Below are 16678 nucleotides of genomic sequence, written 5' to 3' on the forward strand. Positions count from 1 at the left end.
GAAAGCGTGAAAAGGGGCAACTGTTATAACATAACAAAATGTAGCGAGGGAATTGACGGCGCAATTTTTGTGTGGAGGCAAAAGCCGTATTGGGGGGTAGGAAAGCGAGCGGCGAAAGGGTGAGGCGAGTCAATAGCTGGGAAGATGCAGAAATGCTTAGATAGTCGGACATGCAAAGGGAGTCATATCATGGACGACGTAACCCCGGCGGATCTTAAAACGATCCTGCACTCCAAGAGGGCCAATCTTTACTATCTTCAACACTGCCGCGTGCTGGTCAACGGCGGGCGTGTGGAATATGTCACCGATGAGGGCAGCAAATCACGCTATTGGAATATCCCCATTGCCAATACCACGTCGCTACTGCTGGGCACCGGCACCTCGATTACCCAGGCCGCCATGCGCGAGCTGGCCAAAGCCGGCGTGCTGGTGGGATTTTGCGGCGGCGGCGGCACGCCGCTGTTTGCTGCCAACGAGGTAGATGTAGACGTTGCCTGGCTCACTCCGCAAAGTGAATACCGCCCCACCGAATATCTGCAGTATTGGGTGCATTTTTGGTTTGACGATAACAAGCGTCTGGAGGCCGCACGGCGCTTTCAACTGGCGCGCCTTGCGCGTATTGAACGGCAGTGGCTACACAGCCGTCCGCTGCGTGATGCCGGCTTTGTAATGTCTTCCGACACCCTGACCGGCGTGCTGGCGCAGCACCGCGCGGCTATTGCGCAGGCGCCCAGCACTATCGAGCTGTTAACGCTGGAGGCGCGGCTAACCAAAGTGCTATTCAAGCTTTCCGCTCAAGCCGTTAACTACGGTGACTTTACCCGCGCCAAGCGGGCCTCAGGCACTGACCCGGCCAACCGTTTTCTTGATCACGGCAACTATCTGGCCTATGGCCTCGCCGCGACCGCCACTTGGGTGCTGGGTATTCCTCACGGTCTTGCCGTGCTCCACGGCAAGACCCGCCGCGGCGGGCTGGTGTTTGATGTCGCTGATCTGGTCAAGGACGCAGTGATTCTGCCCCAAGCATTTATTTCTGCTATGCGCGGTGACGAAGAGCAAGCGTTTCGCCAGGCGTGCATCGAACGGCTGACCCGCACCGAGGCGCTGGACTTCATGATCGATACGCTAAAAGAAGTCGCCATCGATCTTGGGAGCGGTAACACATGAACGTGCTGATTGTTTCTCAGTGCAACAAAAATGCGCTCAAGGAAACCCGCAGGATTCTCGATCAGTTCGCTGAGCGCCGTGGCGAGCGCACTTGGCAAACGGCCATTACCCAAGACGGCCTTATTACGCTGCGCAAAATGCTGCGAAAAAGAGCGCGCAAAAATACCGCCGTGGCCTGCCACTGGATTCGCGGCCACGACCACAGTGAGCTGATGTGGATAGTGGGCGATGCCAGCCGCTTCAATAGCCAAGGCGCGGTGCCCACCAACACCACCCGCCGAGATATTTTGCGCCGCGCCGATGAAAACGATTGGCACAGCGGTGAAGATATAAAGCTGTTGGCACATTTGGCGGGGCTATTGCATGACCTGGGAAAAGCGTCCGAGGCATTTCAGGCTCGGCTGGCGGGGAAGTTGGAAGGTAAAAACCTATATCGTCACGAATGGCTGTCGCTGCGACTGTTTCAGGCGTTTGTAGGAAATGACGACGATGCCGGCTGGCTTGAGCGGCTGATACATCCGCCGGAAAACTTTGTTGCCAGCTGGACACAAAGTTTGGAGTGCGACGGGCTGGGAGCGGAAAGCGCCGCGCCCTTTAAAACGCTGCCGCCGCTGGCGCAGGCGGTGGGCTGGCTATTGCTGAGTCACCACCGTCTGCCCGTCAAGCCCGGCGATGACCCTGAGCGATTGGGTGGCAGGCTCACTGGACTGACTGCTGAGGCAATGACCGACTTGCCCGGAATGCTGACGCATCAATGGAATGAAGCCTGTCACGAAACAAATATCGAAGCGTTGTCACCCTACTGGAGATTGGCCGCTGGGCTGCCGGTCGCCACGCCCAAATGGCAGCAGCAGGCAGCCCGGGTAGCAGAAGGGTTGCGCAAGCGGCTGCCGAACTACAGCGAGCCGCTGTTGGATAACGCTTACGTGATGCATCTGGCCCGGCTGTGCCTGATGCTTTCCGATCACTATTACTCCAGCCTGCATGATCCAAAGCATAGTGACTGGGTGCGCGGTGCGCCGGACTATCCGCTGTATGCCAATACTCAGCGAAAGACGGGTGAGCCCAGCCAACCATTGGATGCGCATCTGCTGGGCGTGGCGCGTTTTGCCAAGCAAAATGCTCGCCACCTGGCAACGCTGAACGATCAGCTGCCGCGTCTTGCACGCCATAAAGGTTTTCGTAAGCGCAGTGCGAGCAAGCGCTTTCGTTGGCAGGATCGCGCCTTTGATCTAGCCGAAGGGCTGCGTGAAAAATCGCGTGAGCAGGGCTTTTTCGGTATCAACATGGCCTCAACCGGCTGCGGCAAAACGCTGGCGAACGGCCGCATCCTGTACGCTCTGTCAGATCCGGAAAAAGGCGCGCGTTTTTCCATTGCGCTGGGGCTGCGCACGCTGACGCTGCAAACCGGCCGCGATTACCGCCAGCAAATGCACCTGGGTGAGGACGAGCTGGCTATTCGCGTGGGCGGCAGCGCCAGCCGTGCACTGTTTGAACACTATGAAGCGCAGGCGGAGCGGACCGGTTCGGCGTCGGCGCAAGATTTACTCTCGGACGATTCCCACGTTCTGTTTGAAGGCAATTTTTCTGACCATCCGATTCTCAAGCGTATTGAGCACGACCCCACGGTAAAAAGCCTGCTGGCCGCTCCGGTACTTACCTGCACCGTAGATCATCTGATGCCGGCCACCGAAAGCCTGCGCGGCGGCGGGCAGATTGCTCCCATGCTGCGGCTGATGACGTCAGACCTGGTGCTCGATGAAATCGACGACTTTGATATCAGCGATCTCCCCGCGCTGATGCGGCTGGTCAACTGGGCCGGGCTGCTGGGGTCGCGCGTCCTGCTATCGTCTGCCACGCTGCCGCCTGCGCTGGTTGCCGGGCTGTTTGATGCTTACCGAGCGGGGCGTGCGGTTTATCAGCGTAATCGCGGTGAAACCGGAAAGCGCGCGCCGGCTATTTGCTGCGCATGGTTCGATGAAAACGGCACACTGGATGAGGCCTGCAGTGATCGCAACGGCTTTGCAGCAGCGCATCGCCAGTTTGTCCACAAGCGCTATCAGCGATTGGTCAAGGATGCGGTGCGTCGCAGAGCCGAAATAGCAGAATGGATGCCCGAATCGCGCCAGCCGGCCGCTATCCGCCAAGAGCTGGCAGGGCACTTGCGCGATAACGCCATCGCACTGCACCGGCAGAACCATACGCAGCTTGAAAGTGGCCGGCGCGTATCGTTCGGACTGATTCGCATGGCCAACATTGGACCACTGGTCGAAGTGGCACAGGCGCTTTATCGGCTTGGCGCGCCGGAAGACGTACAGATTCGTCTTTGCGTCTATCATTCGCAATATCCACTGCTGATGCGCTCCTCCATCGAGCAGCAGCTGGACCAAACGCTGCGGCGCAAAACGCCGCTGGCCGTCTTTGATCGCCCGGATATCCAACGGTATTTAGCCGCCTCTGATGCGCAAGATCATCTGTTTATAGTGCTGGGTTCGCCGGTCACCGAAGTGGGGCGAGATCACGACTATGACTGGGCCGTGGTTGAGCCGTCTTCTATGCGTTCACTCATTCAGCTGGCCGGTCGCGTGCGTCGCCATCGGCCGGAAATGTGGGAAGACACCAACATCCTGCTGCTCAACCGCAACGTAAAAGCCCTCGAATATCCGGATGGGCGGCGGCCGGTGTTTACCCGCCCTGGGTTTGAAACCGATGCCCATCGTTTGAACCATCACGCGCTCACGCAAGCGCTGACGCCGGCGCAGTTTGCCGTGATAGACGCGCGCCCGCGGATTGTTCCCCGCGAGCCGCTGGCCCCCCGCGACAACCTGGTAGACCTGGAACACGAGCGGCTGGAAGAGACGCTTATCGTACCGGAAACGCCTGATGCGGCGCCTGTTCCGGAGCTGAGCGAAGAAGACATTGCCAAGCTTTCAAAGCTGAAGCGTCAGCGCTATAGGGCAGCTAGAGAACAAGCAGCACCGGCACCCAGACTGGGCGCATACAGCTGGTTTGTGATGCCGCGTCTTCCCCTTACCGGGGTAATGAGCCAGTGGCGGCCGTTTCGTGACAGTACGGGCAACGAGGATGAGCTGGTGCTTTTGCCGGATGAAAACGGCGAGCAGACCTGCCTGTACCGTGTTCATAAAGAGCGCCCGCGCGCGCCAGAACTGCTGGTGCCCTGCGAGGAAAATCTTCGGCGCATCGAACTGGAATATGGCCCGGGAATTCAACCCTGGGGCACCGCCGACTATCTCGCAACGCTTGCCGAACTGGCCGAGGCGCAGGATATGGAGCTTGAGGACTGCGCACGTAAATTTGGCCGGCTAACGCTGCGTGAGCTAAGCGACGGTGCACAGTGGCAATATCACCCGGCACTGGGCTTTGCCAAACATTAGAGGAGATGCGTTTTATGGAGCAAAGGCTAGAAGGCAGAGTGGGCGACATTCGCCAGCTTATGCAAGAATTTATTGATGATCGTTTGGCGGGAAAGCTGGAAAAACTACCGGATGACGACCCAAAGCGTGACGCGCTGATGGAGCAGTTCAGGTCTGCCAACTGGCTGGAGGATGCCGCGCGGCGCGTTGGGCATCTGCAGGTCGTTACCCATGCGCTCAAGGCGACGCATCCCGATGCCAAGGGCTCAAGCCGATATGTTGAGCCCTCTGAGCTACCCAGCCTTCCTTGGGTGGGCAGCCATCTGCTGCCCACTGATTTCAGCGGCGACGTGGTGGGTAGCGCGGCGGCGCTGGATGTGTATAAATTTCGTAACTATTCAGGTGGCGTCGGGTGAGACTCGCCAACCCGCTGTTCCTTCAGGCATAGTACCGTCATTCGACTCCCCCACCCAGCAGGCAACATGACCATCAGAGATATCAACGTCGACGAGGCCCTCGAGCGGGTCCGGCAGCAGCTCAAGGAAGACCGCACGGTCTCTCCTTCGCTGCGCGCCGCGATCGACGTCCTGATGCTGCTGGTCAAGCTGATGGCGGACCGGCTGGCGACCAGCAGCCGCAATAGCAGCAAGCCGCCGTCACAGGACCTCAACCGCCAACGCCGCTCCCGGGCAAAGGGCGAGCGTCGCCCCGGCGGGCAACCGGGTCACGAAGGCAGGACGCTGGAGCCGGTTACCGACCCGGATGAGGTCGTATCGTTGCGCGTCGATCGCCGCACTCTGCCCAACAAGGGGAGAGCGTATCACTCGGTCGGCGTTGAGAAGCGTCAGGTCCAGGACATCGTGATCCAGTCGGTGGTGACCGAGTACCAGGCCGAGGTGCTGGAGGATGATCGGGGCCAACGCCATGTAGCGCCGTTTCCCGACGGCGTGACCCGCCCGATCCAGTATGGCCCGCGTCTCAAGGCGCATGCCGTCTATCTCTCCCAATACCAGCTGCTGCCTTATGCGCGCATTCGGGAGCTGCTGACGTCGCAGTATGGCCTGTCACTGAGCACCGGCACCCTGTTTGCCTTCAACCAGGAGGCCTGCCGACGAGCCGAGCCCTTTGCCGAGTGGGTGATCCCGGCGCTACGTGAAGCGGCTACCGTGCATGCCGATGAAACCGGGATGCAGGTCGGTGGCAAGCGCTACTGGCTGCACTGCGCCTCGAATGAAGCCTTGACCTACCTGGCGCCTCATGCAAAGCGCGGCCAGGAGGCCATGGACGCCATCGGCATCCTGCCTTACGTCCAGGGAGTACTGGTGCATGATCATTGGAAGCCCTATTACCGCTACCACGATTGCCGGCACGCGCTGTGCAATGCCCATCACCTTCGCGAACTGACCGGCGTCCGGGACAACGACCAGCAAACCTGGGCGACGTCGCTGCATGATCGGCTGTTGGCCATGAATCGCGCCGTCGATGAGGCGGGAGGCTGCCTCCCGGCAGACGAGGCGCAGCGCTGGCGAGTTCGCTACCGGGACTGCCTGGCGGAGGGTGAGGCCGAATGTCCGCCACCGGCCAGGCCACCCCCCGGAACCCGTGGGCGCACCAGGCGCACCAAAGCGCGCAACCTGCTCGAACGCCTCCGGGCGTATGAGGATGACGTGCTGCGCTTCCTCGAGGATCCTGCCGTTCCCTTCACCAACAACCAGGGAGAGCGCGACCTGCGGATGACAAAGGTCCAGCAGAAGATCTCGGGCTGTTTCCGCTCGTGGGAAGGGGCGGAGATCTTCTGTCGGATGCGCAGTTTCCTCTCGACGGCCGTTAAACAGGGCCTGGCGGCGCACACGGCGCTGGAGCAACTGTTTGCCGGTGAGGTGCCTGCCTTCATGCGAGAGGACGAGCTGGATCAGGCAGCATGAGCTAAATAGTTACGCTGGATCTTTCACGCTTGAACTGGGAGTGCCATCAAACTGTTACCGAGAGCACAGATGGCAAGGAAAAGGTTGAAGTGGAATGGCGAGTGCGTAAAAAGCCCGGCTGGCTGGTACCGCTGCCCGTAGGCTACGGCGCGTTGACCGAAGTTTTTGGGCCTGGAGAGGTCGTCAGCGCCCGAGATGAAACGACGCCATTTTGCTTTGTAGAAAGTCTGTATTCCATCGGCCAGTGGTGCAGCCCGCACCACTTGCAGTCACCGAGTGAACTGCTTTGGTATGTGGACAACGATATGGAAAAAGGCGTGTATCGCCTGAATAACGACTACCAGCGCAGTGCGTGCGCTTAACGCAAGGAGCTTATCATGGCTAAAAAAGACACGGCCCTCAAAACCGCCTCCGTTCTCGCTTTCGAACGTAAACTCGATCCGTCCGACGCGCTGATGTACGCCGTTCGCTGGGAGCAGCGCCATGACGCTGACGCACAGCCCATTGCCGTGCGCGAAAAATCGGTACGCGGCACCATTTCCAATCGCCTCAAAGCAAAAGAGCAAGACCCGGCCAAGCTGGATGCGCAAATAGAAAATCCCAACCTGCAAACGGTAGACGTAGCTACGCTGCCTCACGACGCCGATACGCTGAAAACATGCTTTACCCTGCGTGTACTGGGCGGCGCCGGTGTGCCATCGGCCTGCAACAACGCCGAATACCAGGATAAACTTAAAGAAGTTGTCGGCGGATACGTAGAGCAAAACGGTTTTGCCGAATTGGCGCGACGTTATGCCTACAACCTCGCTAACGGCCGCTTTTTGTGGCGCAGCCGTGTAGGAGCGGAAGCGGTTGAAGTTCAGGTGCGTAAATTGGAGCAGGGCAACACCGCCAAGACATGGACGTTTGACGCGCTAGCACTTTCACTGCGCGATTTTTCACCCAACGGCGCGGATCAAGAGCTTGGTGAACTGGCTGATAGCATCAGCCGTGGCCTGAACGATGAAGGGCTCGTATTGCTTGAGGTAACCGCGTACGCGCGAGTTGGCGCAGGCCAGGAAGTGTTTCCCTCGCAGGAGCTGATTTTGGACCGCGGTCGCGGCGATAAAAGCAAAACGCTCTATCAAATCGATAATATCGCCGGTATTCACTCGCAAAAACTGGGCAACGCCATCCGTACCGTTGATACCTGGTACCCGCAGGAAGCCAAAGACGATCTGGGCCCCATTGCCGTTGAGCCCTACGGCTCTGTGACTACTCAAGGCAAAGCCTATCGCCAACCCAAACAGAAAGTCGACTTCTATAACCTGTTGGATAACTGGCTACTCAAAGACCAAGTGCCGGAAACCGAGCAGCAGCATTTTGTCATGGCGACGCTGATTCGCGGCGGCGTGTTTGGCGAGGCGGGGTAACACGGTATGACCCACTACATGGATATACGCCTGCGACCGGATCCAGAGTTCCCCGAGGTGTTTTTACTAAGGGCCCTGTACAGCAAGCTGCACCGTGTCCTGTTCGATCTGGATGCCAATGATATTGGCGTCAGTTTCCCGCAGCACCGTGTCGGTGTGAAAGCGCGCACGATGGGCAACCACCTGCGGCTGCACGGCTCACGTGAACGGCTGGAAAAGCTTGCGCAGACCGGCTGGCTCAATGGAATGCGCGATCACGTTATGGTCAGTGATATCGCGCAGGTGCCTGAAAGTGCGCGCCATGTCGTCGTCAGGCGACGCCAGTTTAATACCGGCAGTGAAAGCCGCGCCAAACGCTATGCCAAGCGGCATGGTATTAGCATGGAAGAAGCGCGCACGTTGTATCAAAAGCCCGCTGCCCGTCGCATTGAACTGCCATACGTGCAGTTTAATAGCCGTTCAACCCAAGAGCAGTTTTGCCTGTTTATCGAGCACGGCAAGCCCAAAGAAACATCCGTTGAAGGAACATTCAATCACTATGGCCTTAGGGCCTGTTGACGTTTGATGACAGGAAGATTTGGCAGGATAGAGGCAAGCTCGCAGAATAAAGGTTCCTACGCCAACAAACTGCAAGCCTGCCATGCCCCGACAAATGCTCACGGATGAACACTGGTCGAAGCTAAAACCTATCCTGCTTCAACAAGGTATTTATGACAAGGCCGACCTGCGTACCACGGTGGAAGGCATCCTGTATCGGATGCGCACCGGCTGTCCGTGGCGGGACCTACCGGAGGCGTTTGGCCTCTGGAATACGGTCTACAAGCGCTTCAACGCCTGGTCAGCGAGTGGAAAGTTGATGAGGATTTTCAGCTCTCTGGTGGAAGATCCTGATGTCGAGTGGCTGTTCATTGATGGCTCTTACGTCAAGGCACACCAGGACAGCACGGGGGCTGCCACGGAAGACGCCGAAGCCATTGGTAAAAGTCGTGCAGGCAATACCAGCAAAATCCATCTGACCGTTGATGCCTATGGGCTGCCGATTGCCTTCAGGATAACGGGCGGTGAGGTGCATGACAGCAGGGAAGCGTCGGCGTTGATTGACGACTTGCCGGCGGGTGATGCGTTGGTGGCTGACAAGGGCTATGACAGCGAGCGTATCCGTGAGCAGGTCGAAGCCAAGGGCATGGCTGCCGTGATTCCGCGCAAACGCAACTCGAACAAAGGAAATGCCAACCTGGACAGAGGATTATATCGCTACCGGCATCTGGTTGAGAATGCCTTTGCTCGATTGAAGCCGTATCGTGCTATCGCGACGCGTTACGATAAGCTCAAGCGAAACTACGAAAGCATAGTGGCCTTGGCGTGCAGCTTTTTATGGCTGCCAATGTGAAACGTCAACAGGCCCTAGTAGGGAAGCGACAGTGCCGTGGTTTAACCCTTTTTTCGGACGTGAACAGGAATAACTAAAAATCAGCAGCTTAGCGGCACTATTCAAAAAAGGGTAGTGCCGCTTTTTGGCGCATTAGCTCTTTAATAATCAATCAATTACGATTATCATGCTCTAGCTCGCTGCCGCCCAGGCAGCTCAGAAAGATGGAATACGACGGCAGCGACTTGCAGCTGGGCTCGCTGCCGCCCAGGCAGCTCAGAAAACGTATTCAAGGCCGCGCTCCTGAACCGGAAGGCTCGCTGCCGCCCAGGCAGCTCAGAAAAACAGCGCCCCGCTTCGGCGGGGCCATGGAGAGCTCGCTGCCGCCCAGGCAGCTCAGAAAAGAGTGGGTGCAGGATGCGATGGGTATCGGCCGCTCGCTGCCGCCCAGGCAGCTCAGAAATACACCGGCAAGGCCGCGCTGGTCATGCGGCAGCTCGCTGCCGCCCAGGCAGCTCAGAAAGTTACGCTCCTGCTACGCTTTTTGTGGCGACCGCTCGCTGCCGCCCAGGCAGCTCAGAAATATATGCCGATGGTCGCCGGCATCCTGAAAAAGCTCGCTGCCGCCCAGGCAGCTCAGAAATCGAAAAGAAAAATATCATCACGCCGGGGCGTGCTCGCTGCCGCCCAGGCAGCTCAGAAATTCGATCTGCGCGATAGTCTCGGCATCGGTGAGCTCGCTGCCGCCCAGGCAGCTCAGAAATGCCCGTCCTGCGGGCTGGCGCTGACCAAAAAGCTCGCTGCCGCCCAGGTAGCTCAGAAAAATATCATTATTGTGGACGAGGCCCACCTGTCGCTCGCTGCCGCCCAGGCAGCTCAGAAAAACAACATCGCAGCATTCGCCCGTGCCATGACGCTCGCTGCCGCCCAGGCAGCTCAGAAAGAGCAGGTGACGACGATCCCCCGGGGCTCGCAGCTCGCTGCCGCCCAGGCAGCTCAGAAAATGCCGCCGCTCTCGTCCGGCAGGTGGGCCAGGCTCGCTGCCGCCCAGGTAGCTCAGAAATCCCTGGCTAAACGCCTGACTCCATTTGCGTTGCTCGCTGCCGCCCAGGCAGCTCAGAAACGATCTCCGCACCCGCGGGGGTGGTCCGCTACGTTCGTTGCCGAACAGGCAGCTTATGCAGGGCACTATCCGGCAGGCCTCCGGCCTGCTTTGCCCGGTAAAGCCGGCTTCTTGCGGAAATGGGTGCGCTGCCCCCGGGCACTGTTAACCCTCCCGCGTGCAATTTTTTCAAGCACCTGAAACAATACGTGGGTTTTCGCAGCCGTACGCGCGCGGCTGCGATATGCTACAACGGTAGCCAGATTTTGCTCGGGCGGGGCCGCCCGCCGGCACTTATTTCACGTTTAGCGACGACGCTTATCCCGGAGACCTGCATGTCAGCCAAGACGCTCGCCCTGATCGAAGAACACGATGTGAAATGGATCGACCTGCGCTTTACAGACACCATCGGCAAGGAGCAGCACGTCACGATCCCGGCGCGGGACGTGGACGAGGATTTTTTTGAAGACGGCCAGATGTTCGACGGCTCTTCGATGCTGGGTTGGAAGGGCATCAACGAGTCGGACATGGTGCTGCGCCCGGAAGACGGCACGGCCTACCTCGACCCGTTCACCGAGGATGCCACTCTGGTGCTGCGCTGCGACATCATCGAGCCGGCGACCATGCAGGGCTACGACCGCGACCCGCGCTCGATCGCCAAGCGCGCCGAGGCGTTCTTGCAGTCCACGGGCCTGGGCGATACGGCGTTTTTCGGCCCGGAGCCGGAGTTTTTCATCTTCGACGAGGTGCACTGGAAGACCGACATTCAGGGCTCCATGTACAAGATCACCTCGGAAGAGGGCGCCTGGTCGTCCGATCACTCCATCGAAGGCGGCAACCTGGCCCACCGCCCCCGAGTGAAGGGCGGCTATTTTCCGGTGCCGCCGGTGGACAGCTTCCACGATATTCGCGGGGCGATGTGCAACACCCTGGAGGCCATCGGTCAGAGCGTTGAAGTCCACCACCATGAGGTGGGCACCGCCGGCCAGAACGAGATCGGGGTCAAGTTCAACACCCTGGTCAAAAAGGCCGACGAAGTGCAGGAAATGAAGTACGTGATCCATAACGTGGCCCACGCCTACGGCAAGACCGCGACTTTCATGCCCAAGCCGCTGGTGGGCGACAACGGCTCCGGCATGCACGTGCACCAGTCGTTCTGGAAGGACGGCGAGAACCAGTTTGCCGGTGACGAATACGCCGGGCTTTCGGAAATGGCGCTGTACTACATCGGCGGCATCATCAAGCACGCCCGGGCGCTGAACGCGTTCACCAACGCCTCGACCAACTCCTACAAGCGCCTGGTGCCGGGCTTTGAAGCGCCGGTGATGCTGGCCTACAGCGCGCGCAACCGCTCGGCCTCGATCCGTATTCCCTACACCGCAAGCCCCAAGGGCAAGCGGGTGGAGCTGCGCTTCCCCGACCCCACGGCCAACCCCTACCTGTGCTTTGCGGCGATGCTGATGGCGGGGATCGACGGCATCAAACACCAGATTCATCCGGGTGATGCCATGGACAAAAACCTCTACGACCTGCCGCCGGAAGAGGGCAAGGAAGTGCCTACCGTGGCGAGCAGCCTGGAGCAGGCGCTGGACGCGCTGGACGAAGACCGCACTTTCCTGACCGAAGGCGGGGTGTTCAGCGACGAGATGATCGATGCCTACATCGCGCTGAAAAGAAGCGATGTGGATGCGCTGCGCATGACCACGCACCCGGTCGAGTTTGAGCTGTATTACAGCTGTTAAAGGCCGGGTACACTGCCGGAAAAGGCGGAATCGGAAAAGTTGAACGGGAAACAGTTGAACCGAAAAAAGCGGCGTCAGGAAAAGCGAGCCTAACCGCGCCATGGCCGATGATGGGTACTCCCGCTTGGTGAGCGGGAGTCGCCGTCGCGCGTGGCCGACGGTCAGTCGACGCCCAGCCGCTCCATAAAGTCGGGCGCGGGTGCGGCCTCCAGCAGATACACGGCGTCGGCCGGGGCCGGCGTGTTCGGGCGGCAGGTGGCAGCCGGCAGCGGCATAAGCGTCATCTGTGCCTGCACGCTGCGCTCGGCAAGCTGATGGGCCACGCCGTCGTTGTACTGCATGTGCCCTGTGCCCATGAGCCCCACGGCGAGGCGGCCGCCGGCGCTGGCTCGGGCCAGGGCATCGGCCATGGCGGCGTCCCAGGCCAGCTGGGCGCGCAGGAATGTGGCAAACGGCTGCTCCAGCGGGTGGGCGTCGTATACCCGGCGCAGGCGCTGGCGGTAGGCCGGCGTTGGCGCGGCGGGCGGGGCAATGTCGTGGCGCTCGGCGGCGGGCACGGCGTCAAAGCCGTCGTCGGCCAGCCGGCGGCGCAGCTCAGGGGCGATGTTGAGCGCTATCAGCGGAAGGCGGTTCATCCGCGCGAAGTGGAAAATCGGCAGGTACATGGCCGCCTCAAAGCCCCACACCTCGTCCCAGCGGCTTTGGCGTAGCAGGGCGGCTTCGCTGAGTTTGCCGGCGACCCAGGCGTCAAGCACCGGCTGGGCGCTGCGGGGCAGCATTTCCAGGCCGATCACCATGTCGTCGCGGTGGGCGGCAAGGCCGGCTAGGGTGGCAAGTTCGAAGCGGTGATGGGCGATTTGGTCGTGGTGCTCGCCGATCAATACCACGTCCTGGGCGGCGGCCTGGGCCATGACGCGGGAGGCCGGTGTGACGGCCTCGTGCTGCCACCAGTCGCCCGGGGTCAGGCAGTCATCGGCGGGGCTGGGTGCGGCGAAGGCGGTAAGCATCAGCCCGAGCGGTAAAAGGCGTGATCGGCGCATGGCAATCCTTGACGATGTTGGTGAAGGCGAGAAAGCGAGAAGGCGAAGTGAAGCAGCGCAAAGCCGGCTCAGGCGCGGTTGGCAAGGGTCTGGCAGTGGCGCAGAAAGCGTGCGAAGTCATCGCCGATGAGGGCCAGGCTTGCGTGCAGGCGGTGGTCGTCGTCGACCAGGCGCAGCGACAGGCGCTGCTCTCGGGCGTAGTCGATCACCGCGCCGGGGGCGATCACGTCGTCCTGCCAGCCGTGAATGATGTGCGTCGTCTGAGCGCTGAGCAGCGGCGAGGTCTCCGGGTAGTCGACCAGCCCCAGCGCCGGGGCCAGCAGAAAACAGCCCAGCACGGCATGTTCGGCACCCAGCATGGCGCTGAGCCAACCGCCGAGGCTGGAGCCGGCCATGATGCAGCGGGCCGGGTCGTCGCCGCGGGCAAGGCGCGTGTGGCGCAAATGCAAAAGCCGTTCGCGAGGGTCGGGCAGGGTGCGATAGTCCATCACCACGGCTTCTATGTCGTCAATCTGCTCGGCGATGCCCTTGAGCGCTTGCATCTTGAGCGCGCCGGGGCCGCTTTCCAGGCCGTGAGAGAGGTAAACGGTAATCATGATTGCCCCGCGGTTGCGTGCCGATGAGCCGGATGCCGCAAGTGCGCCGCCGACGTGTAATGAAACCCTAGCGGGTTCGCCGGCGGCTGCCAAGCGAGGCGTTCGGTGCCCTGTATGACGTTTTGCAGTGAACGGGCCACATCCTTGGCGGCGAAGGTGACAGCCATGCCGGTTTCGGGCACGCTAGGAGGATGCGGGCGGTAGTCGGCGGCGCAGGCCGACGTTGGCTTGAACACAGGATAAAAACACGGCAAAGGAGAGCGCTCAGGTGGCAGTTTACGGCGGCATACGGGCCCATGAGCTGGGCTATTGGCTGAATGCGCTGACCCATGCAGCGTATGACCCGCGTCGCCCGCTGACCGGCGTTCACGGCGGCTCTGCCCGGGCGCGCACTGCCCGGCAGGATCTGCTGGATATCGCCTGCTGCTACCGCAGCAATCGATACAGCGCGGAAGAGGGCGCCGCTGCACTTTCCCGCTGGTGTCTGCACTATCTGGACGAAGCCGAATGGTACCGCCTGACCGGTGAGCGATGCGCCCCGGCCGCCGACAGCCGCAAAGCGCCCGCTGAGCCGCTGCCGCGCCATCGTGCCGGCTAGCTGTCCCGCCCCACTTTGTTATCGCAAGATCAATCGTTACGCTCAGGGAGTTATTTGTATGGCGGCTACCTACCGCGCGCCGGGGCAGGTCATCACCTCACTTCTGGATACCGACTGGTACAAGCTCACCATGATGCAGGGGGTGCATCATAAATACGCCAACGCCAGCGTGGTCTGGGAGTTTCGCTGCCGTAATGCTGAAGACCTGAGCCCTTATCTGGACCAGATCCGCGAGCAGGTGGAAAGCCTGCGCTCGCTGTCGCTGTCGCCGGCCGAGTCTGACTATCTGGGCGGCTTTGCCTATATGTCGCCGGATTTCATTCGCTTTCTTGAGCTTTACCGCTTCTGCCCTGACTACGTATCCATGCACATGGAAGGCACCGACCTGTGCATCGTCATCGACGGCCCCTGGACCCACAGCATTCTGTTTGAGATTGTGATTCTGGCGATTATCAGCGAGGTGCGTAACCGGGTGCTTTACCCCGGCGCCACCGTGGATCAGGCCGTTGGCCAGCTGCGCGACAAGTTTGCCGCGCTGCGCCGCGACTATGCCCCGTCGCAGCTGGCAGACCTGCGCCTTGCCGACTTCGGCACGCGCCGGCGGCTGTCTCAGCCGGTTCAAGAGGCCGTGATCGAGGTGCTGGCGGACGAGTTTCCCGGCCAGTTCGTGGGCACCAGCAACGTGGATCTGGCCCGGCGTTATAACCTGGCCCCCATGGGCACCATGGCCCATGAATGGGTCATGGCGCATCAGCAGCTGGGTAGCCGGCTGGTAGACAGCCAGCGTGCGGCGCTGGAAGCCTGGGTGCAGGAATACCGCGGCCATCTGGGCATCGCGCTCACTGACACCGTGACGCTTGACGCCTTTCTCGGTGATTTCGATTTGTACTTTGCCAAGCTGTTTGACGGGCTGCGCCACGACAGCGGCGACCCTTTGGTTTTTGCCGAAAAGTGCATTCGCCACTACGAAAAGCTGGGGATTGATCCGCAAACCAAAACGCTGATCTTCAGCGACGGGCTTACCTTCGACACCGCCATGAGCATCAGAAAGGCGCTTGCCGGGCGCATTCGCACCAGCTTTGGCATCGGCACCAACCTGACCTGTGATCTGCCCGGGGTGAAACCCATGAATATCGTGATCAAGATGGTCTCGTGCAACGGCCAGCCGGTGGCCAAGATCACCGACGAGCCGGGCAAGGCCGCCACCCACGATCCGGAATACGTGCACTACCTGAAAAGCGTGTTCAACGTGGCAGACTAATTTCACCCTTTCATTCATCGACAAAAGGCAACGTGTTACATGGCCGATCAAATTCGAGTCGCCATTGCCGGCTACGGCAATCTCGGGCGCGGCGTGGAAGCTGCGCTCCGGCAAAATCCTGACATGCAGCTGGTGGGCGTATTCAGCCGCCGGGACCCGGAAAGCGTCACGCTTCTGGACCCAAGCGTGCCGGTGTACGCCATGAGTGAGGTGGAAACGTTCAAAGATGAGGTCGACGTGATGGTGCTGTGCGGCGGCTCCAAGACCGATTTGCCCGAGCAGGGGCCGCATCTGGCGCAGTTTTTCACCACCGTGGACAGCTTCGACACCCACGCCACGGTCAACGACTACTACGCTGCGCTGGACGCACCGGCGAAAAAGGCCGGCACCGTGGCCATGATGTCCATCGGCTGGGACCCGGGCCTGTTTTCGCTCAACCGCGCCTTCGGTGAAGCCGTGCTGGCCGAGGGCGAGACCTATTCGTTCTGGGGCAAGGGCTTAAGCCAGGGGCACTCCCAGGCCGTGCGCAGCGTTGAGGGCGTGAAAAAGGGCGTGCAGTACACGCTGCCCTCTGAAGACGCCATTGCCCGGGTACGCAGCGGCGAGCAGCCCACGCTGAGCACCCGGGAAAAGCACGTGCGCGAATGCTACGTGGTGCTGGAAGACGGGGCCGACGCTGACGCCGTGCGCGAGGCCATCGTCACCATGCCGCACTACTTCGCCGAGTACGACAGCGTGGTGCACTTCATCGACGACGATACCTTTGCCCGGGAACATACGGCCATGCCCCACGGCGGCTTCGTGATCCGCAGCGGCGTGACCGGTGACGGCAACCGGCAGTCGATTGAATACTCGCTCAAGCTCGACAGCAACCCCGAGTTCACCGCCAGCGCGCTGGTGGCCTACGCCCGTGCCGCCTACCGCATGGCCAAACGCGGCGAGTCCGGCGCCCGCACGGTGTTTGATGTCGCCCCGGGCCTGCTTTCACCCAAAGATCCGGCCCAGCTGCGTAAAGAGCTGCTCTAGACGCTGAGCTGGCACCGGCACCGGGACGCGCGGTATCGGTGCCGGCGATCGAGGGAACATCGCAGT

14 protein-coding genes and 1 CRISPR repeat array are annotated in these 16678 nt (G+C 60.6%); of the genes, 12 read left to right on the top strand and 2 right to left on the bottom strand.

The features are described from left to right. Positions 1-189: 189 nt before the first annotated feature. The 9 genes from cas1f (at position 190) to glnA (ending at position 12091) form a co-directional block, all read left to right on the top strand. Complete coding sequence (gene cas1f / locus ACZ415_RS05925; protein WP_344704934.1) at positions 190-1167, top strand: type I-F CRISPR-associated endonuclease Cas1f; 978 nt, start codon at positions 190-192, stop codon at positions 1165-1167. Next, positions 1164-4562 (top strand): type I-F CRISPR-associated helicase Cas3f, encoded by a 3399-nt coding sequence (gene cas3f, locus ACZ415_RS05930; RefSeq protein ID WP_344704935.1) that lies wholly within the window; start codon positions 1164-1166, stop codon positions 4560-4562. Before cas1f ends, cas3f begins: the two co-directional genes overlap by 4 nt. Before the next feature lie 38 nt (positions 4563-4600). Then, on the top strand, positions 4601-4957 hold the full coding sequence (locus tag ACZ415_RS05935; protein ID WP_464387775.1) for a type I-F CRISPR-associated protein Csy1: 357 nt from the start codon (positions 4601-4603) through the stop codon (positions 4955-4957). 66 nt (positions 4958-5023) lie between these two features. Then, on the top strand, positions 5024-6466 hold the full coding sequence (gene tnpC / locus ACZ415_RS05940; protein ID WP_464387713.1) for an IS66 family transposase: 1443 nt from the start codon (positions 5024-5026) through the stop codon (positions 6464-6466). 29 nt (positions 6467-6495) lie between these two features. Further along, entirely contained in the window at positions 6496-6828 is a 333-nt protein-coding gene (locus ACZ415_RS05945; RefSeq protein WP_464387776.1) for a type I-F CRISPR-associated protein Csy2, read from the top strand. A gap of 15 nt (positions 6829-6843) precedes the next feature. Further along, positions 6844-7878, top strand: coding sequence for a type I-F CRISPR-associated protein Csy3 (gene csy3 / locus ACZ415_RS05950; protein WP_344703132.1), 1035 nt, complete (start codon positions 6844-6846; stop codon positions 7876-7878). Positions 7879-7884: 6 nt separating this feature from the next. Beyond that, a complete protein-coding gene (cas6f, locus tag ACZ415_RS05955; RefSeq protein ID WP_344703130.1) occupies positions 7885-8436 on the top strand; it encodes a type I-F CRISPR-associated endoribonuclease Cas6/Csy4 in 552 nt (183 codons plus the stop codon). An 82-nt stretch (positions 8437-8518) separates the two neighbouring features. Continuing rightward, positions 8519-9268, top strand: coding sequence for an IS5 family transposase (locus ACZ415_RS05960; RefSeq protein WP_344703115.1), 750 nt, complete (start codon positions 8519-8521; stop codon positions 9266-9268). A 174-nt stretch (positions 9269-9442) separates the two neighbouring features. Then, positions 9443-10370: direct repeats of the CRISPR family, unit length 28 nt; unit sequence GCTCGCTGCCGCCCAGGCAGCTCAGAAA. 314 nt (positions 10371-10684) lie between these two features. Continuing rightward, on the top strand, positions 10685-12091 hold the full coding sequence (gene glnA / locus ACZ415_RS05965; protein ID WP_344704000.1) for a glutamate--ammonia ligase: 1407 nt from the start codon (positions 10685-10687) through the stop codon (positions 12089-12091). 161 nt (positions 12092-12252) lie between these two features. Here glnA and ACZ415_RS05970 read toward each other — a convergent pair whose 3' ends face one another. Then, positions 12253-13131 carry a ChaN family lipoprotein gene (locus ACZ415_RS05970; RefSeq protein WP_344704002.1) on the bottom strand — a complete coding sequence of 293 codons (879 nt, stop codon included), beginning with the start codon at positions 13129-13131 and terminating at the stop codon, positions 12253-12255. Between the two features lie 68 nt (positions 13132-13199). Continuing rightward, a complete protein-coding gene (locus ACZ415_RS05975; RefSeq protein WP_344704004.1) occupies positions 13200-13727 on the bottom strand; it encodes a YqiA/YcfP family alpha/beta fold hydrolase in 528 nt (175 codons plus the stop codon). A 268-nt stretch (positions 13728-13995) separates the two neighbouring features. On the opposite strand from ACZ415_RS05975, the gene ACZ415_RS05980 reads away from it, so the two are divergent. The 3 genes from ACZ415_RS05980 to ACZ415_RS05990 are packed head-to-tail and all read left to right on the top strand — an operon-like array spanning position 13996 to position 16612. Next, positions 13996-14325: a hypothetical protein gene (locus tag ACZ415_RS05980; RefSeq protein WP_344704006.1), complete on the top strand. Its 330-nt coding sequence runs from the start codon at positions 13996-13998 to the stop codon at positions 14323-14325. Between the two features lie 58 nt (positions 14326-14383). Beyond that, positions 14384-15586 carry a nicotinate phosphoribosyltransferase gene (pncB, locus tag ACZ415_RS05985; protein WP_344704008.1) on the top strand — a complete coding sequence of 401 codons (1203 nt, stop codon included), beginning with the start codon at positions 14384-14386 and terminating at the stop codon, positions 15584-15586. 39 nt (positions 15587-15625) lie between these two features. Continuing rightward, positions 15626-16612 (top strand): diaminopimelate dehydrogenase, encoded by a 987-nt coding sequence (locus ACZ415_RS05990; protein WP_344704010.1) that lies wholly within the window; start codon positions 15626-15628, stop codon positions 16610-16612. The last annotated feature ends 66 nt before the right edge of the window (positions 16613-16678 follow it).

Source organism: Halomonas cibimaris (assembly GCF_055379665.1).

Coding starts and splice junctions, on each gene's coding strand:
- cas1f (WP_344704934.1), top strand. CDS start 190: ATGGACGACGTAACCCCGGCGGATCTTAAAACGATCCTGCACTCCAAG.
- cas3f (WP_344704935.1), top strand. CDS start 1,164: ATGAACGTGCTGATTGTTTCTCAGTGCAACAAAAATGCGCTCAAGGAA.
- tnpC (WP_464387713.1), top strand. CDS start 5,024: ATGACCATCAGAGATATCAACGTCGACGAGGCCCTCGAGCGGGTCCGG.
- csy3 (WP_344703132.1), top strand. CDS start 6,844: ATGGCTAAAAAAGACACGGCCCTCAAAACCGCCTCCGTTCTCGCTTTC.
- cas6f (WP_344703130.1), top strand. CDS start 7,885: ATGACCCACTACATGGATATACGCCTGCGACCGGATCCAGAGTTCCCC.
- ACZ415_RS05960 (WP_344703115.1), top strand. CDS start 8,519: ATGCCCCGACAAATGCTCACGGATGAACACTGGTCGAAGCTAAAACCT.
- glnA (WP_344704000.1), top strand. CDS start 10,685: ATGTCAGCCAAGACGCTCGCCCTGATCGAAGAACACGATGTGAAATGG.
- ACZ415_RS05970 (WP_344704002.1), bottom strand. CDS start 13,131: ATGCGCCGATCACGCCTTTTACCGCTCGGGCTGATGCTTACCGCCTTC.
- ACZ415_RS05975 (WP_344704004.1), bottom strand. CDS start 13,727: ATGATTACCGTTTACCTCTCTCACGGCCTGGAAAGCGGCCCCGGCGCG.
- pncB (WP_344704008.1), top strand. CDS start 14,384: ATGGCGGCTACCTACCGCGCGCCGGGGCAGGTCATCACCTCACTTCTG.
- ACZ415_RS05990 (WP_344704010.1), top strand. CDS start 15,626: ATGGCCGATCAAATTCGAGTCGCCATTGCCGGCTACGGCAATCTCGGG.